The organism is Microbacterium sp. zg-YB36 (assembly GCF_024623575.2).
Lineage (GTDB): Bacteria > Actinomycetota > Actinomycetes > Actinomycetales > Microbacteriaceae > Microbacterium.
Genome location: NZ_JANJFD020000001.1, coordinates 1564013 through 1590618 on the forward strand (window position 1 = coordinate 1564013; position 26606 = coordinate 1590618).

Below are 26606 nucleotides of genomic sequence, written 5' to 3' on the forward strand. Positions count from 1 at the left end.
GTCGGCGGGGTGCGCGTAGGGTCGACGACATGAGGACGGCACAAGCGGGACGGATGCCACGCGCAACCCTCCCCGCCGCGCCCGCCACTCACGCGCACCCGCGTCCGCTGGAGACCGAGTACCGGCCGCGGGTCGCCCTCGATGCGGCGCGCGCGATCCGCTACCAGCGCCACGGCGCCAGCGATCCCACGTTCACCGTCGACGGCCGCGTGCTGTGGCGCGCGAGCCGCACTCCCGACGGCGTCGCGACGCTCGCGATCCGCGTTGACCGCGACCGCGTCCGCGCCGCCGCGTGGGGGCCCGGCGCCGAGTGGGCGCTGCACCAGCTTCCCGCCCTGTGCGGCGCGTTCGACGATCCCGACGGATTCGACGCGTCGCGGCATCCACTCATCGCCGACGCCCACCGCCACCACCCCGACCTGCGCATCGGCCGCACCGACCTCGTCTTCGACGCGCTCGCCAGCGCGATCGTCGAGCAGAAGGTCACGGTCATGCAGGCGTTCGGCGCCTGGCGCTCACTGGTCACCTGGTTCGGGGAGCGGGCGCCCGGCCCCACCCCGAAGCCCATGTTCGCGCCGCCGACGATCGGCGGCTGGCGGCATATTCCGAGCTGGGCGTGGCACCGCGCCGGTCTGGAACCGCCGCAGGCGCGCACCATTGTCGAGACGGCCCGGCGCGGCGAATCCGTCGTGGCCGCCGCGACGGCGGCATCCACCGGCGAAGACGTCGACCGCGTGCTGATGAGCCTGCGCGGGGTCGGGATCTGGACCTCCGCCGAAACGCGCATCCGCGCCTTCGGCGACCGCGACGCCGTCAGCGTGGGCGATTACCACGTCGCCCACGAGGTGGGTTTCGCGCTCACCGGGCACCGGGTGGACGACGACGGGATGCTGGAATTGCTCGAGCCCTGGGCCGGTCACCGGCAGCGGGTCATCCGGCTCATCGGCGTCAGCGGGGTGCGCGAGCCGCGCCGCGGGCCGCGACTGCATCCCGAGGACCACCGCGACCGGTGACCTCGTAGGCTGGCACCATGACGGATTCCCGCTCGGGCTGGCCCCGCGGCCGCGTCGGTTGGATCGCCGGCACGGCCCTGCTGCTGGTGCTCGGCGTGCTCTTCGGCATGATCATGGGCAACCTCTGGCTGGGACTGGTCCTCGCCGGGGCCGTCTCGGTGGGCTGGCTCATCGCCTATGAATCCTGGCGCGGGCACAACACCGGCATCTACGACCGCGACGACGACGGAGCGCAGCTGTAGTCACGCGTAGTACAGCGCGACCGGCCTGCCGTCGATCTCGCGTACGTCCACCGGGGTCTCGTAGACCTCGGCGAGCACCTCGGGCCGCATGATCTCCGCGACCGGGGCGTCGGCGATGACCCGGCCCTCGCGCATCGCCACGATGCGGTCGGAGTAGGTCGCCGCGAAGTTGATGTCGTGCAGCACCACGATGACGACCTTGCCGAGCTCGTCGGCCATGCGCCGCACCAGCTTCATGATCTCGCCCATGTGCCGCACGTCGAGGTTGTTCAGCGGTTCGTCCAGCAGCACGTACTTGGTGTCCTGCGCGAGCACCATCGCGATGAACGCGCGCTGGCGCTGCCCACCGGAGAGTTCGTCGAGAAAACGGTCGCGGAACGCGTCGAGATCCAGATACGCGATCGCGCGGTCGATCTGTTCGCGGTCCACGGCGGTCAGCCGTCCCCGCGAATGCGGGAAGCGCCCGAACTCCACGAGGTCTTGAACCGTCAGCCGCGCGGCGATGTGGTTGTCCTGTCGCAGCACCGCGAGCGTCTTGGCGAGGTCTGCGGATGCCGCCTTGCGCACGTCCGTGCCGTCGATGGTGACCGTGCCCTCGTCGGCACGGATGAGGCGCCCGACCAGGCTGAACAGCGTCGACTTGCCGGCGCCGTTGGGTCCGATCAGCGCGGTCACCCCCGACTCCCCGAGCGTGATGGAGACGTCGTCGAGCACGGTGTGCCCGTTGTAGCGCTTGGTGACGCCTTCGAGCGCGATCATCGCGCCCCCTTTCGCAGCACGAGATAGAGGAAGAACAGTCCGCCGGCGAACTCGATGACCATCGACAGGCTCCCACCGAACCCGAACAGCCGCTCCAGCAGCAGCTGGCCGCCGAGGAGGAACACCACGCCCAGGAGCGCGGCGGTCGGCAGCGTCCAGCGATGCCGGAAGGTGCCGGCGTACGAGTAGGCGAGGTTGGCGACGATGAGTCCGAAGAACAGGATCGGCCCGACCAGGGCGGTGGATGCCGCGACCATCACCGACACGATCGCGAACAGCGCCATGATGACGCGGCGGTGATTCACCCCGAGCCCCACCGCGGTCGGCTCCCCGAGGGTGAGCACGTCGAGGGTGCGCAGCAGCGGCTGGATGGCCAGGCATGCCAGCACCACGAGGATGCCGGTGAGCAGCAGCAACGTCTCGTCCGGGCGGGTCAGCGAGGCGAAAGCGGTGTCGGTGAGCACCTGGAAGTCGAGGGGATCCAGCATCCGCTGCATCCACTCGGTGAGACTGCGGAAGAAGGTACCCAGCACGATGCCGACCAGCAGCATCAGGTGGATGGAGCGCCGTTTGCCGCCGAAGAGCCACGTGAACAGGAACACGCTGAAGGCCACCATGACCGACACCTGCAGCAGCCACAGGGTCACCGGATCGGCGCGGAGGAACGCTGTCGAGCCGAGGAAGAACACGATGACGGTGGAGATGAGCATGTAGAACGCGTCGAAGCCCATGATCGACGGCGTCAGGATGCGGTTCTGCGTGATCGTGTGGAACACCACCGTCGACACGCCGACGGCGACGGCGACCACGACCATGGCGATCACGCTCAGGCCGCGGATCTTCAGCGCATAGCTGAGCGACCCGGGTACGGCGGTGAACAGGTATACCGCGACGAGGACGGCCACGACGGCGACGAGCAGCCCCAGACGCACCCCGGGACGAGCCCAGAGCGCGGCCAGGCGGGAGCGGCCAGTGGCGGCGGCGACGGCGGGCGGCGGCGCGGCGGTGATGTCAGTGCGCACGGCTCCCCTTCCGCAGCAGGAGCCACAGGAACAGTCCCGCACCCACGATGCCGACGATGACCGACAGCGGGATCTCATAGGGGAACCGCACGGTGCGGGCGACGATGTCGCACGCCAGCACGAAGACCGCGCCGAGCCCCGCGACCCAGGGGATCGCCCGGCGCACGTTGTCGCCGATGATGAGGCTCACGATGTTGGGGACGACCAGGCCCAGGAACGGGATCATGCCCGCGGTGACCAGCACTGCGGCCGTGATCACGGCGACGACGACCATGCCGATGGCGACGACCCGGCGGTAGTTCAGCCCCAGGTTCGTGGCGAACTCCTCGCCCATTCCGATGACACTGAACCGGTCGGCGGCGATCCACGCGACCAGGACCATGATGCCCGCGATCCAGACATACTCGTAGCGGCCGGCCATGATCGTCGCGAAGCTGCCCTGTGACCACTGCGAGAGCGACTGCAGCAGGTCGAGCCGGTACGCGAAGAACGCCGTCACGGCGCCGACGATGCCGCCCAGCATGATGCCGACCAGCGGCACCAGCACCAGCTGGCGCACCGGGACGGCGCGCACGACCCGCAGGAACACCCACGTGCCGACCAGGCCGAACGCCGCGGCGACGCCCATCTTGCCCATCACCGCCATACCCGGCCACAGCACGATCGCCACGAGCATGCCGAGGGTGGCGAACTCGGTGACACCGGTCGTCCCCGGCTCGACGAACTTGTTGCGCACGAGCATCTGCAGGATGAGTCCGGCGATGCCCAGCGACGCGCCGACGAGCAGCACCGCGATGGTGCGCGGCAGACGACTGGCGGCCAGCAGGAACGCGGCGGTGCTGTCGGCGCCGCCCTCGAGCAGTGCCGCAGGCGAGACGTCGGAGACGCCGATGAACAGGCTCGCGGCGCCGAGAACGACCAGGGACACACCGATGAGCACCCCCACCCACGTCCGCCGGGGGCGGGTGGGGGTGGGGGTGCTCGTCGCGACGACTGTGGCAGTCACCTGAGTGCGGAATCTCGGATTTCAGGCGTTCATTCAGCGATCTGCAGGACGTCCTCGATCATGATGCGGGTGGTGTCGATCCCGCCGAAGACGATGTACCAGGCGGTGGGGTCGAGGTAGACGATCTGGTCTTCCTGGAACGCCGTGGTCTGCTTCACGATGTCGTTGTCCAGGACGGCCGCAGCCGCCTGCGCGTTCTCCTCGCCGGTGGCCGCATCGCGGTCGACGACCCACAGGAAGTCGGGGTTGTGCTCGAGCAGGAACTCGAACGAGACCGGCTCGCCGTGGGTGGCCGCTTCGACGTCCTCGACGACCGGCTCGACGCCGAACACGTCGTAGATCAGTCCGCCACGCGCGTTGCGTCCGGTTGCGGCGTCGCCCGCGGGGGCCATGGCGCTGAGCCGGCCGCCCGAGATCATGAGGCCCAGGCCCGTGCCGGCGTCAGCGGTGACGGTCTTCGCGTCTTCGATGCCCGCCTCGAGTTCGGCGAGTGCGTCTGCTGCGGCATCCTCGGCGCCGAGAACCTCACCGAGGAACGTGGTGTTTCGCTCGAGGGTGTCCAGGAACGTGCCGCTGATGCTCAGGTCGACCGTCGGGGCGATTTCGCTCAGGTCCTCGAACAGCGCCGTCGAGCGGCCGCCGATGATGATGAGGTCGGGCTGCTGCGCCTCGATCGCGACCAGGTCGGCCTCGAAGAGCGTGCCGGCGTTGAAAGCGTCCTCGGCGAGGTAGCCCTGCAGGTAGTCGGGGACCGACTCCAGCGGCGCACCGGCGATCTCGCCGCCGAGAGCACCGATCGTGTCGAGGCTCGCCATGTCGAACACCACGATGGACTCGGGGTTCTTCGGCACCTCGACGGTGGTCTCTTCGTAGTTGGGCTCCTCGTCCTCACCGGCGAGGTTGCGGTCCCAAGTGAACTCGACCGTGCTGGACTCGCTCGTCTCCGGGGCGTCGGCTTCGGCCTCTGCGGAGTCGGTCGCGCAGCCGGTCAGGGCGGCGGCGGTCACGAGGGCGATGGATGCCGCGATCAGTGGGCGAGTCGTGCGCATGGGTCAGTTTTCTCCTGGGGCGGCAGGCGTCGGAGCGTGCGCATCGACCGATGGCGCGTCCGACGTCAACGTCGATAGGGTGGATCGACCGGCGATCCCGATCGACCGGCCTGAGGATAGGCTAGCCTAACCTTCATGAGTTCGACGACCATTCCGGCATCCTTCCGCCTCGAGCGTCGTCCGCTCGACCTGCGCTTCCGCATGACCCGCCTCGCCGCGCGGCAGTGGCTCACGCCGGGCTACGTGCGGGTGCGGCTCGCGGGTGAGGACCTGCGCGGCTTCGACTCGCTGGGTGCGGACGACCACATCCGGGTGTTCTTCCCCGACTCCGCGCCGGAGACGGTGGAGCAGCTGCGCGCGGCCCCAAGCCGCGAGTACACCCCGCTCGGGTGGGATGCCGAAGCGGGCTGGCTCGACCTGGAGTTCGCCATCCACGGCGGCGGTGTCGCAGCGTCCTGGGCGGCGACCGCCGAACTCGGCGCAGTCGCAGGCGTCGGCGGTCCCCGTGGATCGATGATCATCACGGGCCGCCCGGACGGCTGGCTGCTGGCAGGCGACGAGACAGCCGTGCCCGCGATGCGCCGATACGCCCGGTCGATGGATGCCGCTTCGGTCGGCCGCATCATCGTCGAGGTCGCCGACGCCGACCACGAGCTGCCGATCGATGCGCCGGCCGGGGTGATCGTGGAGCAGTTGCACCGCGGGACGGATGCCGCCGGCGTCGCGCTCGCGCGCCGACTGAATGCCCTCACCCCCGCGAACCGCCCCGACGGGGACGTGTTCGCGTTCGTCGCGGCGGAGCAGGCGATCGTCAAGCCGGCCCGCGCCCTGCTGCAGGAGCGATGGGCGCTGCCGACCGACGCGTTCGTGACGAAGGGCTACTGGAAGCGCGGCGAAAGCGAGTACCACGCGCCGCACTGAGCGACTCAATACCAGTCGGTCGCCTGCGAGTGGGCCCACGCGGCGCACGGGGTGCCGTACGCCCGGGCGATGTAATCCAGCCCCCACCGGATCTGGGTCGTGGCGTTGGTCTGCCAATCAGGACCGGCGGCGGCCATCTTGTGGCCGGGAAGCGACTGCGGGATGCCGGTGGCGCCGCTGGAGGGGTTGACCGCCTGGTAGTTCCAGTCGGACTCCTTCTGCCACAGCGAATCCAGGCACTGGAACTGGTCGCTCCCCCAGCCGTACTGGGTCGCGGCCAGGTGCGATGCCGTCGCCTTCGCGCCTTCGACGGTGTTGCCGGCGGCAAGCGCCGCGGCGGCGGCTTCAGCCTCGGCCTGCGCCTGCGCGGCGGCTGCGGCGGCGGCCTCCTCGGCGGCCTTCTGCGCCTTCGCCTCGTCGAGCCGGGTGCGCAGTTCGGCCACCCGGGCGTTGACCGACTCTGTGTGCTCCGCGGTGTCGTCCACGACATCGGGGATCGGCAGGATCGGCATGATGTGGACGTCTTCCAGCCGCTCCACCGCCTCGCGCAGATCCGTCGTGTCGACTTCGGTGCTTTCGACACCGAGGTCCAGCCCCGATTCGGCGATTTCGGTGGTGATGGACTCGGCGCCGGCCAGCGCGGCGTGGGCGGCATCCGCCGTCGCCTCGGCCTCGGCGGTGACCTCCCGCAACGTCGTCGCCCCGGGCCTATCCACCGCCGACGGCAGCACGACGGCGGCCGCCGCCGCTCCCGTGGCGACCAGCACGCTCGTCGCGACACCCGTGGCGATGCTGGCCGAGACGGCCAGCCGCCGGCGTGAGCGGCGACGGCGTTCGGCGCGCAGGACGCGCCGGGACATGACGGACTGAAGAATTGGATGCATGGTGAACGTGCTTCCTTCACAGGACGAGCGCCGGCACGGCGGCGCGGCGTCTTCGGGCAAGACGCGGTAGCCCACTGTGCAAGGCCAGGCTGGGCAGAGACTGCGGTCTTGCTCACTTACTCATCCGCGGCACCCGGGAAAGCGCCGCGACGACGGTATGCATCACCTCCGAGCGCCGTGGTTGAATACAGAACACCGCCGGGGCACCGGCATCCATGACCTCAACGCAGAGGGAACAACATGCTGACGCTGAACCCGTACCTGTCCTTCAAGGACCAGGCCCGCCCGGCGATGGAGTTCTATCGCACCGTGTTCGGCGGTGAACTGAGCATCGACACGTTCGGCTCGGCGGGAGGCAGCGAGAATCCCGACGACGCCGACCTGGTGATGCACGCGCAACTGGAGACCCCGCAGGGCTTCACGCTCATGGCATCCGACACCCCCAGCGGCATGCCGTATGCCCCCGCGTCGGGCTTCTCGGTGTCGATCAGCGGCGACGACGAGCCGGCGGAGCGCAGAATGTGGGACGCCCTCGGCGAAGAAGGCACAGTCACCATGCCGCTGGAGCCGGCACCGTGGGGCGGGCTTTTCGGCATGCTCACCGACCGGTTCGGCATCGCCTGGATGGTCGCCGTCGACGCCGGGGACCGCGGCCAGTGAGAATCGTCGTCGCCGGGGGCACCGGTCTGGCTGGCCGCAGGGTCGTGGCGACCGCCCGCGAGCGCGGGCATGACGTGGTCGCCCTCTCCCGCAGCAGCGGGACGGATGCCGCCAGCGGGGCGGGACTGCGCGATGCGCTCACGAACGCCGATGTCGTCGTCGACACCCTCAACGTTGCGACGCTGGACGCGCGCGAGTCCGAAGAGTTCTTCCGCGCGACGACCGCCAACCTGCTGGCGGCCGAGGGCGACGTCGGCGTGGCACATCACGTGGCCCTGTCGATCGTCAACTGCGACCGCGCTCCGTACGGCTACTACACCGGCAAGGTCGCGCAGGAATCGCTCGTGACGCAGGGCGAGGTGCCGTGGACGATCCTGCGCGTGACGCAGTTCCACGATTTCGCGGCGCAGATGTTCACCCAGGCCCGGGTCGGCCCGCTGCGCTTCGCCCCGCGGATGCGCACGCAGCCGGTCGCGATCGGCGAAGTCGCCGCGCGCCTAGTGGACCTCGCCGAGGCAGCGCCGGCCGGCCGGGCCACCGATCTCGCCGGCCCCCGCGAGGAGTCGCTGGCGGCGATGGTCCGCGCCTACGCGCGGGCAACCGGCCGGGGCGGATGGATCCCGGCCGTGCCGCTGCCGGGGCGCTTCGGCCGGGCGCAGCGTGACGGCACGATGCTCCCCGGACCGGACGCCGATCGCGGCACCGGCACGTTCGGCCAGTGGCTCGCGACGCTGAGCGGATCCCGCGCGTAGCGGCATCCGCTCACATCTCTTCGTGCGTCTCGGGATCCGCGCCCCACAGCCGGCCGCGCTCGAGCGCGCTGATCGCGGCGACCTCGGCATCGGTCAGGGTGAAGCCGAACACGTCGGCGTTCTCCCGCTGCCGGTCGGGATCGGCAGACTTCGGGATGGGAGTCGACCCCAGCTGGGTGTGCCACCGCAGCACGACCTGCGTCGGGGTCACGCCGTGCGCGGCTGCCGCCTCGGCCAGCACCGGCTCGGTGAGCAACTCGCTGCGCCGCGCCAGCGGGCTCCAGCTCTCGGTGCGGATGCCGCGGGCGGAATGGAATTCGCGCAGCGCCGCCTGCGGGAAGTACGGGTGCAGCTCGACCTGGTTCACGGCGGGCGTGATGCCGGTCTCGTCGATGAGGCGGGTGAGCATCGCCTCGGTGAAGTTGGATACCCCGATCGAGCGCACCGTGCCGCGCTCGCGCAGCTCGATCATGGCGCGCCAGGTGTCGACGTACTTGTCGACCGAGGGGTTCGGCCAGTGGATGAGGTACAGGTCGATGCGCTCCAGCCCCATCCGCTCCAGCGAGCCGGCCGCGCTGGCGATCGTCTCGTCGTAGCCGTGGTGGCGGCCGGGGAGCTTCGTGGTGACGATCAGTTCATCGCGGATGCCGCTGCGGCGCACCGCCTCGCCGACCTCGGCTTCGTTCGTGTAGTTGACCGCCGAATCCAGCAGCCGGTACCCGCCGGTGATCGCCGCGGTGATCGCGTCGACGCCCTCCGCACCACGCAGGTTGTAGGTGCCGAGCCCGAGCTCGGGAAAGTCCGTGCCGTCATTGAGAGTGACCGTGGGAATGGTGACCATGGGGGCAACGCTACGCGCCGACGGCTGCGCTCGGGATAACCCGAAGGAAAGACTCCGGATGCCGGGGCGGTGGCGCACCCAGCCGAGTCCTACGTTTGAGCCATGACCACTTCCCCCGCCCCCGCCGTACCGGCCGCGACAGCGCCGCGCAACAAGGCGCTGCGCGTTCTCGGTGCCCTGGCGCAACTGGCCGCGATGGCCGTCGCCGGGACCGTGCTGTTCTCGATCCTCGCCGTGCTGCTGAGCCTAGGACTGAGCCTGCTGCTCGTCCTCGGCATCGGCGCCCTCTTCCTCATCGCCTTCATCTACGTGCTCTATTTCACCGGGTGGCTGGAGTACGGGCGCGCGGACGGCCTCTACGACTACGGCCTGCCGTCGCTGCGCACCCGGCGGATGCCCAGCCCGGGCTTCGGCGGCTGGCTGCGCATGCTCTGGCAGCAGTTCATCGACGGCCCGATGTGGCGGGGCGTCGCCAGCGCGGCGATCGCGACGGTACTCGGCTCGGTCGTGCTGTGGCTGGTCGGAACACTGGCAGCCGGCATCGCGCTGCTGTTCTCCCCGCTGTACAGCGGGGAATCCGTGCGCCTGCCCTGGTTGAGCGTGACCACCGCGACCGGCTGGGCCGTCGTCGCCGGCGTCGTCGCGATCATCGTCAGCGCTGCGCTGCTGGTGGGCATCGCCGTCCTCGACGGCGTGCTGACCCGGGCGATCCTCGTCCCCTCAGAGGAGGCGATGCTGGCCGAACGCGCACGCACCTCCGACGTGCAGCGTGCCGGGGCCGTGCGTGCCAGCGAGGTGGAGCGCACCCGCATCGAACGCGACCTGCACGACGGCGTCCAGCCTCGGCTGGTCTCGGTGGGGATGACGCTGGGGTTGGCGCAGCAGAAGATCGATTCCGATCCGGATGCCGCTCGCGAACTCATCGCCGAGGCGCACACCTCCACCAAGGCAGCGATCACCGAACTGCGCCAACTGGCGCGCGGCATCCACGCCTCTGTGCTGGACGATCGCGGGCTCGATGCCGCACTGTCGGCTCTCGCCGCCCGGTCGCACGTACCCGTGCACCTGGACATCCGGGTCGACGGACGGTGCACCCGAGAGGCGGAGGCGGCGGTCTACTTCGCCATCGCCGAATCCCTGACCAACGCCGCCAAGCACTCTCGTGCCAGCGACTGCCGCGTGACCGTGCGCAACCGCGAAGACGGCACCCTCTGGGCCCGCGTCGAAGACAACGGCACCGGCGGCGCCCGGGTGCTGCCCGGCGGCGGACTCGACGGCATCTTCAACCGCATCGTCGCCGCCCGCGGCACCGTCCGGCTGGACAGCCCCGTCGGCGGCCCGACCTCCCTGGAGGTGAGCGTGCCATGCGCATCCTGATCTGTGAGGACTCCGCGCTGCTGCGCGCGGGACTGGTGCGACTGCTGGAGGACGCGGGCCACACCGTGGTCGCTGCGATCCCGGACGCCCACGACCTCGACGCCGTCGTGGCCGACACGGCACCGGACCTGTGCATCCTCGATGTGCGACTGCCGCCGACATTCACCGACGAGGGCATCCGCGCCGCGCTCACGCTGCGCGCAGCCAACCCGCACCTGCCGGTGCTGGTGCTGAGCCAGTACGTCGAGGAGCGGTACGCGTCCGAACTCATCGCCGGCGGCGGCGGTGCGCTCGGCTACCTGCTGAAGGACCGCGTGGCCGACGTCACCGAGTTCGTCGAGACGGTCGCCCAGATCGGCTCCGGCGGCACGGTATTCGACCCCGAGGTCGTGTCCCAGCTGCTGATGCGTCGCACCCGCGACGAACGAATGGCCCGCCTGACCGATCGCGAACGCACCGTGCTGGCGCTCATCGCGGAAGGCAAGTCCAACCAGGCCATCGCCCGCACGCTGCACGTCAGCGAGGCGAGCGTCGAGAAGTACATCACCTCTCTCTTCCAGAAACTCGACCTCGAGCAAGACGAAGCAGGAAACCGGCGGGTGCTCGCCGCGCTCGTTCATCTCGAGTACGGCGGCGAACTGCCGCAGACAGGAGCATCACGATGAGCACCACACTGATTCCGCCGACTGCCCCCCAGCAGCCGGCGCAGCCCCCCGCCTCCGGGGGCTCCGGCGGCGGAGCATCCAAGGTCGTCGCGATCCTCGCGATCGCCGTCGGGGCCGTGCTGCTGCTCGGCGCCCTCGGCTGGGGCGCCGTGCGCGCCATCGCCAGCACGGCGACCGGGTCGACCGAGCGGTACGCCGCCGACGTCAGCGGAGTGGACAACCTCGACGTCGACGTGTCTGCGGCGGCGGTCACGGTGCGCTTCACCGACACCACCGAGGCCACCCTCGAGGTGGTCGGCGGCTGGGGTGCCGACGACTGGACCTTCGAGCGAAGCGACGAAACGCTGGTGCTGCGCTCGCCCGACCGACTCTTCGGCTGGTGGTTCGGCAACACCGAGCGGGTGACCGTGGAACTGCCCGAGTCGCTGCAGGGCGAGAGCTTGGATGCCGGATTCACGTTGTCGGCGGGTTCACTCGCCGTCGACGGGGAGTTCGGCGAGCTCGACCTGGAGATGAGCGCCGGAGACCTCGACCTGGCCGGGTCGGCCCAGGATGTGTCGGCGCAGGTCAGCGCCGGTACCGCCGTGGTCGAACTGGCAGGTGTGAAGGCGGCGGACCTCAGGGTCAGCGCCGGGGATCTGAACGCCCTCTTCAGCGGCACCGCACCCGAAGACGTCCGCATCGACGTCAGCGCAGGCTCGCTCGACCTGACCCTCCCCGACGACGTCTACCACGTCGACTCCGAGGTGTCGGCTGGCGACCTGGACAACCGTCTCGACACCGCCTCGGACGCGACGAACGTCGTGACGGTCACGGTGTCGGCCGGTAACGTCAGCCTGCGCGCCGCTCGCTGACCCGACGCGCTCCTCCCCCGCGCGACACGCCACGTGCGCGGGAGGAGTTGGCGCCGTTACCGTGCCGTTATACATTCGGAGCGTCGCAGTTCCTTCTCTGAACTGCTTCGGTGTGACATCTCTGGTGCAAGGGATCAGGGCCGGTCGGATCTTTCCGACCGGCCCTCCGTCATGGGAGGCGCCGGTCACTCCGGCAGCTCGTTTAACCAGGTTTGCGCCAGTGTGTGCGAGCGGATGCCGTAGTCCAGCGTGGCCCGCTGATACTTGAACACGCCGGCGAGGTCCGCCGGGATCTCGGCGGAGTCGAGCTCGACCGCCACGGCCTGCAGGTTGGCGAGGTCATCGGCGGCGCGCGACCGGAGCAGCCCGACGGCGACCTTCCGATCGTCGGCGTCCAGCAGGCCGAGGAAGAACACCCGCGAGAGCATGACCGTCTCGGCGTCGGCACCGACAGGGGGTGTCAGCATCCCGTCCCGCCACGCGATGCGCCCGGCATCCGTGATGGTGTGCCGCTTCTTGCCCCGAGGATCGCCCGGCTCGGGTTCGGCGACGACCAGCCCCTCCTCGATCAGCTGCGACAGCGAACGTTGGAGGCTCCCGAAGCTTGCGCTGTAGAACAGCGAGATACCCGCGCGGAACGCCTTGTGCAGGTCGTACAGCGATAACGGCTGGATCATCAGCAATCCCAAGACGACATACTTCACAATCGACCTCCGCTCCGTTACCCTCCAATATATCTCAGAGATACATTGGAGGGTAACAATGACGACCCAACCGTCTCCCACCGCCTCGCGTGACTTGCAGCTGTACGCCGATCTGCAACGGATCGCCGAACGCGCCGGTCGCCGCCACGGGCTGCCCCCGCCGCAGATCCTGCTGCGGGCACACGGCATCGAGTTCTCCTCGGGTGACCGCGATCGAGCCTTCCACCCCGCCAGCGTCGGCAAGATGATGACCGCCACGCTTGCACTGCAGCTCGCCGAGCAGCGCGCGCTCGACCTCGACGCGCCCCTGCCCCGCGTACTGCCGCGCACCGAGTGGCGCGGGTTGTTCCTGCGCGACGGTGTGGACCTGGCCACGGAGGTGACCACGCGACACCTGATGCAGCACACCAGTGGCGTCGCGGATTACTTCGAAGGGCGAAGCCGCGCCCCGGAGCCGTACCTACGGCAGATCACACGCGACCTGGATCACCGCTGGACTCCGTCGGAACTGCTCGACTACACCCGGGAGTGGCAGCGGCCGGTGGGCCGACCCGGGGAGCGATTCGAGTACTCCGACACGGGGTATGTGCTGCTGGCGCGGGTGATCGAGGAGGCCGGCGGCGCGACGCTGGGGACTCAACTGCACGAACGCATCCTGGGGCCGGCCGGGATGGATCGCTCGTGCCTGATGTTCCACACTGCGCCGGGTGGCGGCCCCTCGCCCGAGCGACCCGGTGCGGCCTTGGACATCGCCCCCATACTGATCGGCGGCATCGACCTCAGCCGCGCTGAGAGCCTCAGCTGCGATTACGGCGGCGGCGGCGTCGTGACGACGTTGGACGACCTGCTGCGCTTCGATGATGCCTGGCGCGGCGGAGCACTGGTCGGCGCCGAATCCCTCTCATACATGGCCGATGTCCAGAACCGCTTCCGGCCCGGCATCCACTACGGCGCAGGCCTCATGCAGCTGCGCTACGGCGGTTTCTTCCCGTTGTTCGCCGGCATGCCGCCGATGACCGGGCATCTCGGTGTGACGGGCGTGCACCTGTTCGCGGGGGACGGAGTGCAGCTCGTGATGAACTTCAACGACACTCGAGAGATGCGGCGCAGCTTCGCCACCCACATCTCCCTCGTGCGACGGGCGCGACGAGCGCTGCGCTGATGCGGATGGCTCGTGACGGGGCTAGCGTTGATCACGTGACCGCCCCGATCGATGCCACCACCACGTCCGCCTGGACCGAACTGACCGCACTGCGCGATGGGTTCGCCCCCGATCTGCGTGGCTGGTTCGCCGCCGACCCGGGTCGCGTCGAACGGTTGAGCCTGCCGCTGGCCGACCTGCACGTGGACCTGTCGAAGAATCTCGTGACCGACGAGGTGCTCGCATCGCTGGTTCGCCTGGCAGAGCAGACCGGTGTCGCCGAGCGTTACGCCGCGATGCTCGCCGGTGAGCACATCAACACCACCGAAGACCGCGCCGTGCTGCACACCGCGCTGCGCCGCCCCGCCGGAGCCTCCCCTGCCCTCGTCGTCGACGGGCAGAACGTCGACCAGGACGTGCAGGATGTGCTCGCGGCGGTGACCGCGTTCGCCGAGCGGGTGCGCTCAGGGCAGTGGCTCGGCGTCACCGGCAAGAAGGTGCAGACGATCGTCAACATCGGCATCGGCGGCTCGGACCTCGGGCCGGTCATGGTGTCCGCGGCGCTCGAGCCCTATGCGGATACCGGCATCTCGGCGCGATTCGTGTCGAACATCGACCCCACCGACATCGCGCAGAAGACCGCCGGGCTCGACCCCGAGACGACGCTGTTCATCGTGGCATCCAAGACCTTCACGACGCTGGAAACACTCACCAATGCGCGGCTCGCGCGCGACTGGCTGTGGACCCACCTTGAGAAGGCCGGCGCGATCGACGGCAGCGAGGGGGCACGCACGGATGCCGTCGCGCACCACTTCGTCGCCGTCTCCACTGCGCTGGACAGGGTCGCCGCGTTCGGTATCGACCCGGCCAACGCCTTCGGGTTCTGGGACTGGGTGGGCGGGCGCTACTCCGTCGACTCGGCCATTGGGCTGTCGCTGGCGATCGAGCTCGGCCCCGACATCTTCCGCGAGCTGCTCGCCGGGTTCCACGCCGTCGACGAGCACGTGCGCACGACGCCGCTGGAGCGCAACGTGCCGGTGCTGATGGGCCTGCTCAACGTCTGGTACTCCAACTTCCTCGGGTCTCAGTCGCACGCGGTGCTGCCGTACGCGCAGCAGCTGCACCGCTTCGCGGCGTATCTGCAGCAGCTGACGATGGAATCCAACGGCAAGTCGGTGCGGTGGGACGGAACTCCGGTCACCACCGAGACCGGTGAGGTGTTCTGGGGCGAGCCCGGCACCAACGGGCAGCACGCCTTCTACCAGCTGATCCACCAGGGAACGCGGCTGATCCCGGCTGATTTCATCGCGTTCGCCAACCCCGCCTACCCGCTCACCGACGACGGCCGTGACGTGCACGGGCTGTTCCTGGCGAACTTCCTCGCCCAGACCAAGGCGCTCGCGTTCGGCAAGACCGCCGCCGAGGTCGAGGCCGAGGGGACCACCGGTCCGCTCGTGGCCGCGCGCACCTTCCCCGGAAACCGGCCGACCACGTCGATCTTCGCCGCATCCCTCACGCCCCGCGTGCTGGGCGAGCTGATCGCGCTTTACGAGCACATCACCTTCACCCAGGGCGTGATCTGGGGCATCAACTCGTTCGACCAGTGGGGCGTGGAGCTGGGCAAGCAGCTCGCGATGCAGATCGCCCCGGCCATCGAGGGCGACGAGGCGGCACTCCAGGCGCAGGATGCCTCGACCCGCGCGCTCCTGGAGTACTACCGCACCCACCGCGAGTACTGAGGCCTCGCGGGGCCGCGTCAGCCGAGGCCGGCGGGCCGGTCCGCGGCCTCGCCGCGCACGTGCTCGGCGAGGAACCCGAACACCGTCTCGTACCAGAGCACGGCGTGCTGGGGCTTGAGCACCCAGTGGTTCTCGTCGGGGAAGTACAGGAACCGGTGCACGGTGGTGCCGTCGTCGTTGCCGTGATGCTCCATCAGCTCCGCCCACAGGCGCAGGCTCTCGCCGATCGGCACCCGGTAGTCGCGGTCGCCGTGGATGACCAGCAGCGGCGTGCGGATCTCCGCCACCGACCGGTGCGGTGAGTTCTCGACCATGGCCTCGGTCGTGAAGATGCTCTTCCAGTACCCGGCGTGGTCGGTGGTGCCGGCGAACTGGTCCAGTGCCCACAGGCTCGCGTGCGTGACGATCGCCCGGAAACGGTCGGTGTGTCCGGCCACCCAGTTGGCCATGTAGCCACCGAACGAGCCGCCCATCGCCGCGGTGCGGGTCTGGTCGATGTCGGCCCGCGCTTCCACGGCATCCGTGATCGCCATGAGATCGGTGAAGGGCGCCGCGCCCCAGCTGTTCCAGCCGCGCGCGATGAAGTCGAGGCCGTACCCGGTGGACAGGGCAGGGTCCGGCAGCAGCACGGCGTATCCCCGCGCGACAGCGAGGTTGGGGTTCCAGCGCCAGCTCCACGCGTTCCAGCTGTTGAGCGGGCCGCCATGAATCCACAGCAGCAGCGGCGCCGGAGACTGTGCCGAGGCGCCCTCCGGAAGCAGCAGCCAGCCACGCACGCGCGCGCCGTCGGCGGCCATGGTGTCGACCTCGGTCATCGTCGCAGGCACCGACGGCACCGGCGCCGGGGAGGCAAGCGGCGTGACCGCACCGTCGCGCGCGATGCGCACCGGGTGCGACGGCGTCACCCACGACGACCGCAGGGCCACGAGGTCACCGGTGTGCCGATCGACGCGGACGTGCGTATAGGTGAAGTCGTCGTGGGTCACCTGCTGCACCGGGCCGCCCTCCAGCGGCACCCGGAACACCGGACCCCGCCCGTCGGAATCGGCGGTCACCACGAGCGCCCGGTCGTCGTGATCGAACTGGATGCCGCTGGGCCACCGGTCCCAGTCCGCAGCGATGCGGCGGGGCGACGAGCCGTCGACCCCACTCACCCACAACTCCTGTTCCGTGGGTCCGGCCGGGGTGGTCTTCACCGTCCGCACGTACGCCACCATCGCGCCGTCATGGCTGATCGCGGGTGCTTCGAAGTCGACGCCCTCTTCGTCGCGCAGCACCGTGTGCGCGCCGGTGACGACGTCGATCGACACCAGCCGGTAGCGACCGGTCAGACCCGAGGGGACGTACATGGCCGCGATGACGGTCGCGCCGTCGGGAGTGACGGCGGTACCTGCGGTGTCGGCGGTGCGACCGGGGCGCGGCGTGAGGTCGACCGGGCGGGGCAGGGTGACCGGGTAGGGCCTCGCCTTCTCGGCATCCGTTGCGCCGGCCGGGTCGGATTCTTCACCTGCGGGTTCGTCGGCCAGGACGGCCAGGGTGTCGGAGAGGTCGGCGAGATCGAGCGCGAGCAGGTGCGGCTCGGCGGGACCGAGGTCGTGGTCCCAGTGCCGCACGGGGTAGGTGTCGTGCAGGATCGCCGACACCTTGCGCTTGGTGCGCTCGGCGCGCAGGCGGGCGTCGTCTTCGAGGGTCTGCGCCGACGGCAGCAGATCGGCTGCGATCACAAGGCGCTCGGCCGCCTCGGCGACGGCGGCGATGTCGGTCACTCCGCCCGCGAGCCGGGTGATGGGGCGCGCTTCCCCGCCGGCTGCGGGGAGGAGCCACAGCTGCCCGGCGTCCTCGCTGTCTTCGGCCTCGGTGTCGGGACGCGCCGAGACGAAGAGCAGATCGCCGCTGGGGAGGAACGCGGCACCGGACTCGCCCTTGGCCGACCGGGTGAGGCGTCGCGGGGTGCCGTCACCGCTCGCGGGGACCTGCCAGAGCGAGCGCTCGTAGCCGGTGGCATCCTTCGTCAGCGTGGCGACGGTCAGCACCGCCCGGGTGCCGTCCGGGGAAAGCGCGAGCCCTTCGATGCGAGGGAGGGCGATGTAGTCGGCAAGGGATTCGAAGGGCGTCGTCGGCACGCGCTCCACGCTAGCAACACCCGCACCGGCGCCCGGACCGTCAGCCGACCCGCCCCCGGAGGCCGGATTTCTACTCACGGGCTACTTGTGCCCGTTCATCCACTCATCAAGCTGATTCCGGTGCTCGGTGCAGAGGGTGTCAACCGCGGCGTCGAGGATGCGAGTCCATTCCGTGGCGCCACTCGAGCCGTCTGCGACCCGTCCATCGAAGAGTGTCGGGAGCGCATCGGTCGCCAGTGCGTTGCACGCCTCGCGGCCCCTCGCTGCCAAGTCCCGGCTGGAATGCGCTGCGTACAGGGCAGGTGCGCTCTGATCGAGAGCCCTGAGGTAATCCTCTTCGGGATTCGTGCCGCACCCCGTGATCTGAACCAGGACCGCCGCCGCGATTGCGGCCGCGATCACGATGCGGCGGGTCATTATCGCGTCCCTTCGGGTACCGGCACGGTCTCGGGCACCCAACGCAGGATGTCGCCGGGCTGGCAGTCGAGCACTCGGCAGATCGCGTCGAGGGTCGAGAACCGTACCGCTTTCGCGCGGCCGTTCTTGAGCACGGAGACATTGACCGGGGTGATCTCGATCGCGGCGGCGAGTTCGGACACGCTCATCTTCTTCTTGGCGAGCTCGACATCGAGGTCGACGATGATCGGCATCAGACCACCTCGGCCATCTCCAGCCGCAGCGCCGTCGCCTGCCGCAGCAGCCTGCGCATCACCAGGACGACGAGGGCGAGCCCGACGATGGTGACCAGCGCGATAGTGCCGGTCAACGCGAGGAACGGACTCCCCGCCTGCGCGTCGCCGATGACCGTCATCCCGACGACGACGATCACTCCGGCTGCGGCTACCGCGGCGATGATCGCGTCGACCCATCGGAACGAGTGCGCGTCGAACACACTGTCGCGGGAGACGAAGGTGAGCAGCCGCCACACCGACACGAGCACCACTTCGCCGCATGCCAGCAGCGCGCCGACAAGCACGATGCCTGGCGTCTCGAGATGGGCGAACTCGGGCGCCGTCGTCGCGAACCCGGCCGCGATCATCGGCACCATCCAGACCTGGCAGGCGACCACGGTCGCGCACAGCACGACGATCAACGCCTTCGTCACTGTGACAAGAGGAGATCTCATGAGCTGACCTATCGTCTATCGGTCGTCGGCTATCGAAAAACGATAGTAGCGCGATGGTGCCGCTTCGCGAAAGCCTCTCCACCGCTCATTTCGCGGCGACGGCGGTGGCAGCATCCGCGCTCGCCTGTCGCGTGATGCGGGCGCCTCACCCGCGAAGGGACAGCGCGCGACAGGTGAACCCCGGCCCCCGAGGGGCATCCGTAGAGGTTCTCCATGTGGTCAGACCACAAGGGGGATGCCGTTCGTAGATCCCCCACGACAGACGTGGCGGATCGCCCGCGGCGCGGTAAGAACGAAAGGTGAGACCACACCGCCCCCTCGCCCTCGTCGCGCTGGTCGCGGCCACCGTCTTCGCCTTCACCGCCTGCACCGCCAAGGCCCCCGAGTCGGCCGCGCCGCCCCCTGCGGAGAGCTCGCTGGTCGCCGCCGACGGGATCGTGCTCGGCGACGGGTCGATCGCGATCGAGCTGTGGACGGACCTGTCGTGCCCGCACTGCGCGGTGTTGGATGAGGCCACCGGTGAGAACATCGCCGGATGGGTCGATGAGGGCACCGTCACGCTGGCCATCCACCCGATGAACTACGTCAGCGAGAAGCGCGGCGACACCACCGACTACTCCACCCGCGCCGCGAACCTGCTGGCGCTGACGGCGGATGCCGGTGAACTCGACGCCGTACTCCCCCTGTACTCGCTGCTACAGGCCAACCAGGTCGACGCCGACGGCGCTCCCACCGATGACGCCCTGCTCGACTTCGCCGCCGAGGCCGGCGTCGAAGCCGACCTCGCCGACGGCGTCAAGGGCCAGACGATGGGCACGTGGGTGCAGGCGAGCAACGATCACTGGCTGGGCGAGGTGGTCGCCAGCGACACCGCCGTCGACCATGTCCCGCTCCTGGTCGTCGACGGCACCACGTTCGAGATCCGCGAGGACGGCACCGACGGCGAGCGCCTGCGCGAGGTCGTGGCGGCAGCGGGCAACTGAGCCCCGCAACCCGGGGCAACCCACCCGACCGCTACGATCCGGCCTTCGTCTCCACCGACAGCAGCGGCGCACCGGCCGTGGTCGGGCCCAGCGCGATCGGATCGACGGCGTCGAACTGGTCGGCGTTGAGCACGATCACCGGGGTGATGAGCGGATAGCCGGCCTTCTCGATCACCGCACGGTCGAAGGTCACCAGCGGCGTTCCCACCTCGATGCGATCCCCGTTTTTCACCTTGACGTCGAACCCCTCGCCCTTGAGGTTCACGGTGTCGATGCCGACGTGGATGAGCAGCTCGATACCGCCGTCGAGCACGAGCCCGAAGGCGTGACCGGTGGGCTGGGCCGCGGCGACCGTACCGGCACCAGGGGCGTAGACGGTGTCGCCGGTGGGCTCGATCGCCACCCCCGGCCCCATCGTGCCGCCCGCGAACACCGGATCGGGTACCTCCGACAGGGCGACGGCCGTGCCGTCCAGCGGCGACATGACCTGCAGCGCCGCTGCCACCTCTGACGTCGTCCCGGGCCCCGCGAGCGTTGCGGTGGCGGTGGCCGCTCCGGCCGTGCCGGCCCCGCCCGCCGTCGTCGACGCCGTGGTCGTGGGCGCGCTCGCACCGGCGGGAGCGCTCGCGGTGGTGGCCTCGGCCGGAGCTTCGACCGGCTCCTTCGGCTTGTAGCCGAAGATCATGACGAGCACCATCGAGGTGATGAAGGCCGCGGCCACCGCGATGCCGTACAGGATGATCGGCTGGAAGGCCGGGATCGTCAGCAGCGACGTGAAGACGAACGCCTCGGTTCGCACCCCACCGCCGATGCCGATGATGAGTCCGCCGACGAAGCAGCCGACGAGCATGCGTGGATAGATCCGCTTGAAGCGCAGATGGATGCCGTACAGCGACGGTTCCGAGATGCCACCGAGAAGGCCGGCGGCGAGAGCGCCGGTCGCGGTCTGCTTCATCACCTGGTCGCGTTCGCGCCACGCCAGCACCAGCACGGCCGCCGTCGCCCCGAAGCAGGCGAAGTTCCAGGCGCCCATCGGGCCCTGGATGAAGTCGTATCCGAGCGTCTGGATGTTCAGCAGCATGATCGCGTTGACCGGCCAGTGAAGTCCCAGCGGCACCATGAACGGGTAGGCCAGCGGAATGACGATGGCGAAGATCAACGGCGAGAAGTTGTTGATCGAGCTGAGCAGGTTCGCCAGCCCTGCACCGGCGTAGACGCCGATGGGTCCGATCAGGAAGGCCGTCAGCGGGATCATCACCAGCATCGCCAGGAACGGCACGAAGATGAGGTGCAGGTTGTCGGGGATGATCTTCTTCAGGCCCTTCCACAGCGGCCCGAGAACGGCGGCCATCAGCAGCGGCGGGAACACCTGCGAGTTGTAGTCGAAGATGGTCAGCGGGATGCCGAAGATCGGCACCGTGGTGATCTCCGAGCCGAGGAAGACGATCTGCTGCGCGGTGGCATCCTGCCCGAGCGCCAGGAATCCCGGCAGCATCACCACCGCCATGATCGCGAAGCCGACCCACGGGTCGGCGCCGATCTTCTGCGACGCGTTGTAGGCGACCATGAGCGGCAGGAAGATGAACACGCACTGCCACATCAGGTTGATGAACGCCCACGACGGCTCCAGCACGACACCCGGCGCGTTCCACGAGGGGATGACCCCGAGCGTGGCCATGAGCGCCATGAAGGTGATGAACAGCGACGCGCCCAGCAGGGCTCCCAGGATCGGGCGGAACGAGTCGGAGAGGAACTCGAACAGCGTGTCGAGCCACGCGAACTTGCCGCGAGGGCCCTTGGCGCGCTCCCGCGCCTTGATGGCTGCGGCGTCGTCGACGTCGCCTTCGGCATCACCGGTCATCGTCGGCAGCGCCATGATGTCGTTGTAGACGGTCTGCACCCCGCCGCCGATCACGACCTGGAAGCGGTCACCGGCTTGAGGGACGGCGCCCATGACGCCGGGGATCGCCTCGACGGCGGATTGGTCCGCCAGGTCGCCGTCGCGCAATTGGAATCGCAGGCGGGTCGCACAGTGGGTGAGACTCTCGATGTTTCCGGGTCCGCCGACCTTCTCGACGATCTCGGCTGCGGGGCTGTCGGACATGGGAACCACTCCCTTCGCGACGGGTGCGCGGGTCGATCGGGACCGGTCGGCGCGGCATCCAGGGCCATCGCCCGCGACTCTAACCCGGGATCGCAGACGGGTCGAGGGGGGGTCGTGAATCATCCGCGCGGTGGATGCCGCATACCTCCCGGGGCCGACGACGCGGCGCGCGCGAGTGCGAAGACTGGCAGGGTGAACAACACTTCTGACACCTTCGCCCTGGTCGCCACCGGGCTCATCAAGCGGTACGGCCCCCTGACAGCGCTCGCCGGCGTGGACGTGACCATCGCCCGCGGCGAGTCCGTCGCGGTGATGGGCGCCTCGGGATCCGGCAAGACCACCCTGCTGCACTGCCTCGCCGCCGTGATCGCTCCGGATGCCGGGTCGGTGCGACTCGGCGTGCCCGGTGCGGCGCCGCTGGAGCTGGCCGGCATGAGCGAGGACGAGCGATCGGCGGTGCGCCGCTCGCGGGTGGGGTTCGTGTTCCAGGAGCATCTGCTGCTGCCGGAACTGACCGCGGTCGAAAACGTCGCGCTGCCACTGCTGGTCACCGGCGTCGCGCGCCGGCAGGCCGAGCAGCATGCCGCCGGCTGGCTGGCGGCGCTGGGACTGGCCGGCATGGAAGATCGCCGCATCGGGCAACTCTCGGGCGGACAGGCTCAGCGGGTCGCCATCGCGCGCGCCCAGGTGACCGGTGCCGCCATCGTGTTCGCCGACGAGCCCACCGGCGCGCTGGACTCGACGACGTCCACCGAGGTGATGACGGCACTGCTGCACGCCACGACCGGTCAGGGCCGGAGCCTCGTGGTCGTCACCCACGATGCCGAGGTCGCGGCGCGCTGCGACCGCGTGCTGCACATGCGTGACGGCAGCATCGTCGGCCAGGCGACGCCGGCCGCCGGGTCGGATGCCACGACGGTCGCCGGAGCCGGTCGATGAGCGTCATCGCGGCATCCGTCCTGACCCCGCCGGCGGCGCGGTCCTCCGGGTCACTTCGCCGCGTGGCGACCCTCACCGCGCTGCTCGCGCGGCCCTCCCGCCAGGGCCGGGCCGCCCTCGTGCTTCCGGTCATCGCGTTCGCCGTGACCACCGCGCTGCTGCTGGTGGTCGTCGGCGGCACGATCATGTTCCACACCGACCCGCGCACGAACGGGGACGTGCTGTACGGCATGCTCGCGACGCTGGCCCTCGTGCTGCTGGCGGTGCCGGTCTTCACGCTCGGGGCCGCCGCCGCTCGACTGTCCAGCCGCCGCCGCAACGACCGGCTCGCGACGTTGCGCCTCCTGGGCGCGACGACGTCCGAGGTGTCGATGATGACCGTGCTGGAAGCGGCGACCACCGCGTTCCTCGGAACCCTCGGGGGTGTCGTGCTCTACCTGCTGTTGCTCCCCCTGGTGGGGCTGCTGCCGTTCTTCGGCGGACCGATCGGCATTGGCGCGGTGTGGGCGGGCGTGCCCGCAGTGGCCGCTGCAGTGTTCGTGGTCACCGCACTTGCCACCACGAGCGCGGCACTGAGCCTGCGCAAAGTGCGGCTGACGCCGCTCGGTGTGCGCCGCCGGACGAACGCCGCGCCCAAGCGGCTCGCGTTGATCGTCATCGGCCTGCTGCTGCTGGTCGTCGTGATCGCCGTGGTGGCGAACATCGGTCTCGTCTTCGACGTCATTGGCGTTGCGGTGCTGATGGGGCTGTTCGCCGGCGCCATGGGACTGGTGAACCTCATCGGCACGCCGATCGTCGCCGCCCGCGGCCGTTCGCTGGCGCGACGAGCGTCGTCGGCGGCGCAGCTGATCGCCGGCCGCGAGCTGGCGGCCCACGCCGGGCAGGCGTGGCGCCGGGTGTCGGGGATCGCGATGATCGCGTTCATCGCCGTCGTCGCGGGGGCGGGCATGGGCCTGCTGGAGACGATCGGCGAGAACGAGCAGGGCACCGTGCTCGCCGACATCCGCACCGGGGTGATCGTGACGCTGGCCGCGGCGTTCGTGCTGCTGGCGTGTTCGGTGGGCGTCACCCAGGCGGCATCCGTGCTGGAAGACCGCGAGCTGATCGTGGGGCTTGACCGCCTCGGCGTTCCCGAGGACGAGCTGCGGCGTGCTCGCCGCACCGGGGTGATGCTGCCGCTGCGCTGGGCGGCCGTGGGCGGTGCCGCGGTCGGAGTCGCGCTGAGCCTACCGATGGTCGGATCGGCACTCGTGACATCCCCGGTTCCCACCCTGGTGGTCGCGGCGACCTTCGCCGGCGGATTCGCGGTCGTCGGGCTCGCCCTGTCGGCGACCGACCCGCTCACCCGTGCCGTGCGCCGCAGCGGCGTGTGAGCGACGCCGCCACGGCATGGTTCGATGGGAGCATGGACGATTCCACCGTGTCGATGTCGCTCACGCTCGACGGCGTCACCGTGCTGTCGCCGGCCGCGCTGCAGGCGCTGTACCGCATCAACGGCCGCTCGACGGTCGAGATGCGGTTGGCTGCGGCATCCGGTGAACCGCTCTACACCTGCGAGCTGTTCGGCGCCGACCACATCCACGTCGCGCCGCGACTGGAGAAGACCGCGGCGTTCCTGCTCGACCAGGGCGTGCCGTTCCGCATCCACGAGAGCGCCGACGGCGAGCGCAATGAGATCTCGCTGGAAGTGATGCAGAGCATCCTCGGCGAGATCTGACCCCCACACGCGCGCCGTCGGCGTCTGGTCAGATGTCCTCGGGGGCGAGATCGCCTTCGCCGTCTTCACCGAGTTCGGCGATGACGGGATCCTGCCCCTGCGTCTCCGGCTGCAGCACGCCGGGCGCGCCGACCTCCGCACCGGCGGATGCCGCGTCCTGCGGGCCCGGGTCGCCGAAGCGGGCATCGGCCTCAGCGGCGGTGCCTTCGCCGTCGCCCACGCCGCCGTCGAAACGGTCGTCGGGTTCGGAGGGTCCTGAGTCGCTCATGTCGGTTCCTCTCGTCGTGGCGTGATTCGGGGTGCTGGGCGCCTCCCCGCACCACGATCCTGACGCATTCACGGAGCGGATTTCATCCGGTTTCCTCCTGCGCCCCGGCACGCTACCCTCGCGCGGGAGAACGATGGCCGCCGCGCGCAACCCCCTCTTTTCCCGGCGTGGGCTCCCTTAGCGTGTGCGTCCATGGACGGCTTCGCGGCGGTCGACTTCGAGTTCGCGCGGCAGGTGCTCCAACGAGGCATCCCGGCGCTGTACTTCGTCGCGTTCCTGTCCACGCTCAACCAGTTCCGCGCGCTGCTGGGCGAGCGGGGGCTGCTGCCGGCCCCAGAGCTGCTCTCGTGGGTGGCGGCATCCGCGCGCCGTGCGCGCATGGTGGGGCCCACCCTGTTCCGCCGGGTGCGGTACACCGACCGGCGGCTGGTCGCGCTGTGCGTGGCCGGACTCGTGGTGAGCGCGGCGCTGGTGGCGGGCCTGCCGCAGCTCGCGCCGCCGTGGTTGCCGATGGCGTGCTTCCTGCTGCTGTGGCTGGGGTACATGTCGGTGGTCAGCATCGGGCAGACGTTCTACGGGTTCGGGTGGGAGATGCTGCTGCTGGAAGCCGGGTTCCTCGCGGCGTTCCTGGGGTCGAACGATCAGCCGCCGCCGACGGTGGTGATCGTGCTGCTGTGGTGGCTGCTGTTCCGGCTGGAGTTCGGTGCCGGCATGATCAAGATCCGCGGCGGCCGCGAGTGGCGGGACCTGTCCGCCCTCACCTACCACCACGAGACGCAGCCGATGCCCGGGCCGCTCAGTCGCCAGGCGCACCTGCTGCCGCGGGCGTTCCACGAGCTGGAGGTGATCGGCAACCACTTCTCGCAGCTGGTGGTGCCGTGGTTCCTCTTCGCACCGCTGCTGGCACTGTGGATCCCCGGGCCCGTCCCGGCGATCGTCGGCAACGTCGCCGCCGGCATCGTGGTGGCCACGCAGCTGTGGCTCGTACTCACCGGCAACTTCGCGTGGCTCAACTGGGCGAGCATCGTGCTGGCGTTCGCGGCGGTGTCGATCCCCGGGTCCGGCGCCCCCGCGGCATCCGACCCGCCCTGGATCATCGACGGGCTGCCGCTGCCGTGGCTCATCGTCACGTGCGGGGTCGGCGTGCTGTACCTCGTGATCAGCTGGCCGGCGCTGCGCAACCTCGTGGCGCACCGACAGCTGATGAACGCGAGCTTCAACCGCTGGCAGCTGGCCAACGCGTACGGCGCATTCGGCACCGTCACCAAGGAACGCATCGAGTATGTGATCGAGGCGACGATGGATGCCGATCCGACCGGAGCGAGCTGGCAGGAGTACACCTTCAAGGGCAAACCCGGCGACGTGCGGCGGGTGCAGCGGCAGTACGCGCCATATCACCTGCGGCTGGACTGGCTGATGTGGTTCCTGCCGCTGGGGCGGTCGCTGGATGACTGGTTCACGGTGCTGCTGGTGCGGTTGCTGGAGGCGGATGCCGCGACGCTCGCGCTGCTGCGGTCCGCGCCGTTCGAAAAGCAGCGGCCGCGGTGGGTGCGGGTGGTGTCGTACCGCTACCGGTTCGCCACGCACGCGGAGTACCGCCGCGACCGGGTGCGTTGGGTGCGCGACCGCCGCCGGGTGCTGGTGCGGCCGATGGGACTGTCGGCCCTGCCGCGGTGACGGTCGGGCGGCCGCGCGGTCCCGGCATCCGCCTCCCGGA

The 26606-nt window shown here is 69.9% G+C and carries 28 protein-coding genes; 15 read left to right on the top strand and 13 right to left on the bottom strand.

Annotation, left to right across the window (positions count from 1 at the left end):
- Positions 1-29 precede the first annotated feature (29 nt).
- Entirely contained in the window at positions 30-1013 is a 984-nt protein-coding gene (locus NQ151_RS08060) for a DNA-3-methyladenine glycosylase family protein (RefSeq protein ID WP_502883561.1), read from the top strand.
- A gap of 17 nt (positions 1014-1030) precedes the next feature.
- Positions 1031-1255: a hypothetical protein gene (locus NQ151_RS08065; RefSeq protein WP_257527659.1), complete on the top strand. Its 225-nt coding sequence runs from the start codon at positions 1031-1033 to the stop codon at positions 1253-1255.
- On the opposite strand, the gene NQ151_RS08070 is transcribed toward NQ151_RS08065, so the two are convergent.
- The 4 genes from NQ151_RS08070 to NQ151_RS08085 are packed head-to-tail and all read right to left on the bottom strand — an operon-like array spanning position 1256 to position 5091.
- A complete protein-coding gene (locus NQ151_RS08070) occupies positions 1256-2014 on the bottom strand; it encodes an iron ABC transporter ATP-binding protein (RefSeq protein WP_257507843.1) in 759 nt (252 codons plus the stop codon).
- Complete coding sequence (locus tag NQ151_RS08075) at positions 2011-3036, bottom strand: iron chelate uptake ABC transporter family permease subunit (RefSeq protein WP_257527660.1); 1026 nt, start codon at positions 3034-3036, stop codon at positions 2011-2013. Before NQ151_RS08075 ends, NQ151_RS08070 begins: the two co-directional genes overlap by 4 nt.
- Positions 3026-4042: an ABC transporter permease gene (locus NQ151_RS08080; protein WP_257527661.1), complete on the bottom strand. Its 1017-nt coding sequence runs from the start codon at positions 4040-4042 to the stop codon at positions 3026-3028. Before NQ151_RS08080 ends, NQ151_RS08075 begins: the two co-directional genes overlap by 11 nt.
- A 29-nt stretch (positions 4043-4071) precedes the next feature.
- Complete coding sequence (locus tag NQ151_RS08085) at positions 4072-5091, bottom strand: siderophore ABC transporter substrate-binding protein (protein WP_257527662.1); 1020 nt, start codon at positions 5089-5091, stop codon at positions 4072-4074.
- 135 nt (positions 5092-5226) lie between these two features.
- Between NQ151_RS08085 and NQ151_RS08090 the strand changes: the two genes are divergently transcribed.
- Positions 5227-6012 carry a siderophore-interacting protein gene (locus NQ151_RS08090; RefSeq protein ID WP_257527663.1) on the top strand — a complete coding sequence of 262 codons (786 nt, stop codon included), beginning with the start codon at positions 5227-5229 and terminating at the stop codon, positions 6010-6012.
- A gap of 5 nt (positions 6013-6017) precedes the next feature.
- On the opposite strand, the gene NQ151_RS08095 is transcribed toward NQ151_RS08090, so the two are convergent.
- Entirely contained in the window at positions 6018-6872 is an 855-nt protein-coding gene (locus NQ151_RS08095) for an aggregation-promoting factor C-terminal-like domain-containing protein (protein WP_257527664.1), read from the bottom strand.
- Between the two features lie 264 nt (positions 6873-7136).
- Between NQ151_RS08095 and NQ151_RS08100 the strand changes: the two genes are divergently transcribed.
- Together NQ151_RS08100 and NQ151_RS08105 are read left to right on the top strand one after the other, a co-directional pair.
- Positions 7137-7556: a VOC family protein gene (locus NQ151_RS08100; RefSeq protein ID WP_257527665.1), complete on the top strand. Its 420-nt coding sequence runs from the start codon at positions 7137-7139 to the stop codon at positions 7554-7556.
- Entirely contained in the window at positions 7553-8308 is a 756-nt protein-coding gene (locus NQ151_RS08105; RefSeq protein WP_257527666.1) for an SDR family oxidoreductase, read from the top strand. Before NQ151_RS08100 ends, NQ151_RS08105 begins: the two co-directional genes overlap by 4 nt.
- A 10-nt stretch (positions 8309-8318) precedes the next feature.
- On the opposite strand, the gene NQ151_RS08110 is transcribed toward NQ151_RS08105, so the two are convergent.
- Positions 8319-9149: an aldo/keto reductase gene (locus NQ151_RS08110; protein WP_257527667.1), complete on the bottom strand. Its 831-nt coding sequence runs from the start codon at positions 9147-9149 to the stop codon at positions 8319-8321.
- A gap of 102 nt (positions 9150-9251) precedes the next feature.
- Here NQ151_RS08110 and NQ151_RS08115 point away from each other — a divergent pair, with 102 nt between their 5' ends.
- Genes NQ151_RS08115 through NQ151_RS08125 form a run of 3 tightly spaced genes read left to right on the top strand, consistent with a single transcriptional unit; the run spans position 9252 to position 12045 of the window.
- Entirely contained in the window at positions 9252-10526 is a 1275-nt protein-coding gene (locus tag NQ151_RS08115) for a sensor histidine kinase (protein WP_257527668.1), read from the top strand.
- A complete protein-coding gene (locus tag NQ151_RS08120) occupies positions 10514-11191 on the top strand; it encodes a response regulator transcription factor (RefSeq protein WP_257527669.1) in 678 nt (225 codons plus the stop codon). The genes NQ151_RS08115 and NQ151_RS08120 overlap by 13 nt, the downstream gene beginning before the upstream one ends.
- The gene (locus NQ151_RS08125; protein ID WP_257527670.1) at positions 11188-12045 is read left to right on the top strand and encodes a DUF4097 family beta strand repeat-containing protein; all 858 of its coding nucleotides are present in this window, start codon (positions 11188-11190) and stop codon (positions 12043-12045) included. The genes NQ151_RS08120 and NQ151_RS08125 overlap by 4 nt, the downstream gene beginning before the upstream one ends.
- A 185-nt stretch (positions 12046-12230) precedes the next feature.
- On the opposite strand, the gene NQ151_RS08130 is transcribed toward NQ151_RS08125, so the two are convergent.
- Positions 12231-12722 carry a hypothetical protein gene (locus tag NQ151_RS08130; RefSeq protein ID WP_502883562.1) on the bottom strand — a complete coding sequence of 164 codons (492 nt, stop codon included), beginning with the start codon at positions 12720-12722 and terminating at the stop codon, positions 12231-12233.
- An 85-nt stretch (positions 12723-12807) separates the two neighbouring features.
- On the opposite strand from NQ151_RS08130, the gene NQ151_RS08135 reads away from it, so the two are divergent.
- Together NQ151_RS08135 and pgi are read left to right on the top strand one after the other, a co-directional pair.
- Positions 12808-13911: a serine hydrolase domain-containing protein gene (locus tag NQ151_RS08135; RefSeq protein ID WP_257527672.1), complete on the top strand. Its 1104-nt coding sequence runs from the start codon at positions 12808-12810 to the stop codon at positions 13909-13911.
- Between the two features lie 5 nt (positions 13912-13916).
- Positions 13917-15629, top strand: coding sequence for a glucose-6-phosphate isomerase (pgi, locus tag NQ151_RS08140; RefSeq protein WP_257527673.1), 1713 nt, complete (start codon positions 13917-13919; stop codon positions 15627-15629).
- Positions 15630-15646: 17 nt separating this feature from the next.
- Here the strand turns inward: pgi and NQ151_RS08145 are convergent, their stop codons facing one another.
- From NQ151_RS08145 to NQ151_RS08160, 4 genes are all read right to left on the bottom strand, one after another.
- The gene (locus tag NQ151_RS08145; protein ID WP_257527674.1) at positions 15647-17752 is read right to left on the bottom strand and encodes a S9 family peptidase; all 2106 of its coding nucleotides are present in this window, start codon (positions 17750-17752) and stop codon (positions 15647-15649) included.
- A gap of 81 nt (positions 17753-17833) precedes the next feature.
- Complete coding sequence (locus NQ151_RS08150; protein WP_257527675.1) at positions 17834-18169, bottom strand: hypothetical protein; 336 nt, start codon at positions 18167-18169, stop codon at positions 17834-17836.
- Entirely contained in the window at positions 18169-18402 is a 234-nt protein-coding gene (locus NQ151_RS08155) for a helix-turn-helix domain-containing protein (protein WP_257507829.1), read from the bottom strand. The genes NQ151_RS08150 and NQ151_RS08155 overlap by 1 nt, the downstream gene beginning before the upstream one ends.
- Positions 18402-18878 carry a DUF2975 domain-containing protein gene (locus NQ151_RS08160; protein ID WP_257527676.1) on the bottom strand — a complete coding sequence of 159 codons (477 nt, stop codon included), beginning with the start codon at positions 18876-18878 and terminating at the stop codon, positions 18402-18404. The genes NQ151_RS08155 and NQ151_RS08160 overlap by 1 nt, the downstream gene beginning before the upstream one ends.
- Positions 18879-19177: 299 nt before the next feature.
- Here NQ151_RS08160 and NQ151_RS08165 point away from each other — a divergent pair, with 299 nt between their 5' ends.
- A complete protein-coding gene (locus tag NQ151_RS08165) occupies positions 19178-19861 on the top strand; it encodes a DsbA family protein (protein WP_257527677.1) in 684 nt (227 codons plus the stop codon).
- Positions 19862-19892: 31 nt separating this feature from the next.
- Here the strand turns inward: NQ151_RS08165 and NQ151_RS08170 are convergent, their stop codons facing one another.
- A complete protein-coding gene (locus tag NQ151_RS08170) occupies positions 19893-21965 on the bottom strand; it encodes a glucose PTS transporter subunit IIA (protein WP_257527678.1) in 2073 nt (690 codons plus the stop codon).
- Positions 21966-22157: 192 nt separating this feature from the next.
- Here NQ151_RS08170 and NQ151_RS08175 point away from each other — a divergent pair, with 192 nt between their 5' ends.
- The 3 genes from NQ151_RS08175 to NQ151_RS08185 are packed head-to-tail and all read left to right on the top strand — an operon-like array spanning position 22158 to position 24621.
- Entirely contained in the window at positions 22158-22904 is a 747-nt protein-coding gene (locus NQ151_RS08175; protein WP_257527679.1) for an ABC transporter ATP-binding protein, read from the top strand.
- Positions 22901-24277 carry an FtsX-like permease family protein gene (locus NQ151_RS08180; protein WP_257527680.1) on the top strand — a complete coding sequence of 459 codons (1377 nt, stop codon included), beginning with the start codon at positions 22901-22903 and terminating at the stop codon, positions 24275-24277. Before NQ151_RS08175 ends, NQ151_RS08180 begins: the two co-directional genes overlap by 4 nt.
- Positions 24278-24309: 32 nt before the next feature.
- Positions 24310-24621, top strand: coding sequence for a hypothetical protein (locus NQ151_RS08185; protein ID WP_257527681.1), 312 nt, complete (start codon positions 24310-24312; stop codon positions 24619-24621).
- Between the two features lie 28 nt (positions 24622-24649).
- On the opposite strand, the gene NQ151_RS08190 is transcribed toward NQ151_RS08185, so the two are convergent.
- Positions 24650-24889: a hypothetical protein gene (locus tag NQ151_RS08190; RefSeq protein ID WP_257507822.1), complete on the bottom strand. Its 240-nt coding sequence runs from the start codon at positions 24887-24889 to the stop codon at positions 24650-24652.
- 192 nt (positions 24890-25081) lie between these two features.
- Here NQ151_RS08190 and NQ151_RS08195 point away from each other — a divergent pair, with 192 nt between their 5' ends.
- Positions 25082-26566: a lipase maturation factor family protein gene (locus tag NQ151_RS08195; RefSeq protein WP_257527682.1), complete on the top strand. Its 1485-nt coding sequence runs from the start codon at positions 25082-25084 to the stop codon at positions 26564-26566.
- The last annotated feature ends 40 nt before the right edge of the window (positions 26567-26606 follow it).

Excerpts from the sequence above, each read along its gene's own strand:
- NQ151_RS08060 (WP_502883561.1), top strand. The coding sequence starts at position 30 with ATGAGGACGGCACAAGCGGGACGGATGCCACGCGCAACCCTCCCCGCC.
- NQ151_RS08065 (WP_257527659.1), top strand. The coding sequence starts at position 1,031 with ATGACGGATTCCCGCTCGGGCTGGCCCCGCGGCCGCGTCGGTTGGATC.
- NQ151_RS08070 (WP_257507843.1), bottom strand. The coding sequence starts at position 2,014 with ATGATCGCGCTCGAAGGCGTCACCAAGCGCTACAACGGGCACACCGTG.
- NQ151_RS08085 (WP_257527662.1), bottom strand. The coding sequence starts at position 5,091 with ATGCGCACGACTCGCCCACTGATCGCGGCATCCATCGCCCTCGTGACC.
- NQ151_RS08090 (WP_257527663.1), top strand. The coding sequence starts at position 5,227 with ATGAGTTCGACGACCATTCCGGCATCCTTCCGCCTCGAGCGTCGTCCG.
- NQ151_RS08095 (WP_257527664.1), bottom strand. The coding sequence starts at position 6,872 with ATGTCCCGGCGCGTCCTGCGCGCCGAACGCCGTCGCCGCTCACGCCGG.
- NQ151_RS08100 (WP_257527665.1), top strand. The coding sequence starts at position 7,137 with ATGCTGACGCTGAACCCGTACCTGTCCTTCAAGGACCAGGCCCGCCCG.
- NQ151_RS08110 (WP_257527667.1), bottom strand. The coding sequence starts at position 9,149 with ATGGTCACCATTCCCACGGTCACTCTCAATGACGGCACGGACTTTCCC.
- NQ151_RS08115 (WP_257527668.1), top strand. The coding sequence starts at position 9,252 with ATGACCACTTCCCCCGCCCCCGCCGTACCGGCCGCGACAGCGCCGCGC.
- NQ151_RS08120 (WP_257527669.1), top strand. The coding sequence starts at position 10,514 with ATGCGCATCCTGATCTGTGAGGACTCCGCGCTGCTGCGCGCGGGACTG.
- NQ151_RS08125 (WP_257527670.1), top strand. The coding sequence starts at position 11,188 with ATGAGCACCACACTGATTCCGCCGACTGCCCCCCAGCAGCCGGCGCAG.
- NQ151_RS08130 (WP_502883562.1), bottom strand. The coding sequence starts at position 12,722 with ATGATCCAGCCGTTATCGCTGTACGACCTGCACAAGGCGTTCCGCGCG.
- NQ151_RS08135 (WP_257527672.1), top strand. The coding sequence starts at position 12,808 with ATGACGACCCAACCGTCTCCCACCGCCTCGCGTGACTTGCAGCTGTAC.
- pgi (WP_257527673.1), top strand. The coding sequence starts at position 13,917 with ATGGCTCGTGACGGGGCTAGCGTTGATCACGTGACCGCCCCGATCGAT.
- NQ151_RS08150 (WP_257527675.1), bottom strand. The coding sequence starts at position 18,169 with ATGACCCGCCGCATCGTGATCGCGGCCGCAATCGCGGCGGCGGTCCTG.
- NQ151_RS08155 (WP_257507829.1), bottom strand. The coding sequence starts at position 18,402 with ATGCCGATCATCGTCGACCTCGATGTCGAGCTCGCCAAGAAGAAGATG.
- NQ151_RS08160 (WP_257527676.1), bottom strand. The coding sequence starts at position 18,878 with ATGAGATCTCCTCTTGTCACAGTGACGAAGGCGTTGATCGTCGTGCTG.
- NQ151_RS08170 (WP_257527678.1), bottom strand. The coding sequence starts at position 21,965 with ATGTCCGACAGCCCCGCAGCCGAGATCGTCGAGAAGGTCGGCGGACCC.
- NQ151_RS08180 (WP_257527680.1), top strand. The coding sequence starts at position 22,901 with ATGAGCGTCATCGCGGCATCCGTCCTGACCCCGCCGGCGGCGCGGTCC.
- NQ151_RS08185 (WP_257527681.1), top strand. The coding sequence starts at position 24,310 with ATGGACGATTCCACCGTGTCGATGTCGCTCACGCTCGACGGCGTCACC.
- NQ151_RS08190 (WP_257507822.1), bottom strand. The coding sequence starts at position 24,889 with ATGAGCGACTCAGGACCCTCCGAACCCGACGACCGTTTCGACGGCGGC.
- NQ151_RS08195 (WP_257527682.1), top strand. The coding sequence starts at position 25,082 with ATGGACGGCTTCGCGGCGGTCGACTTCGAGTTCGCGCGGCAGGTGCTC.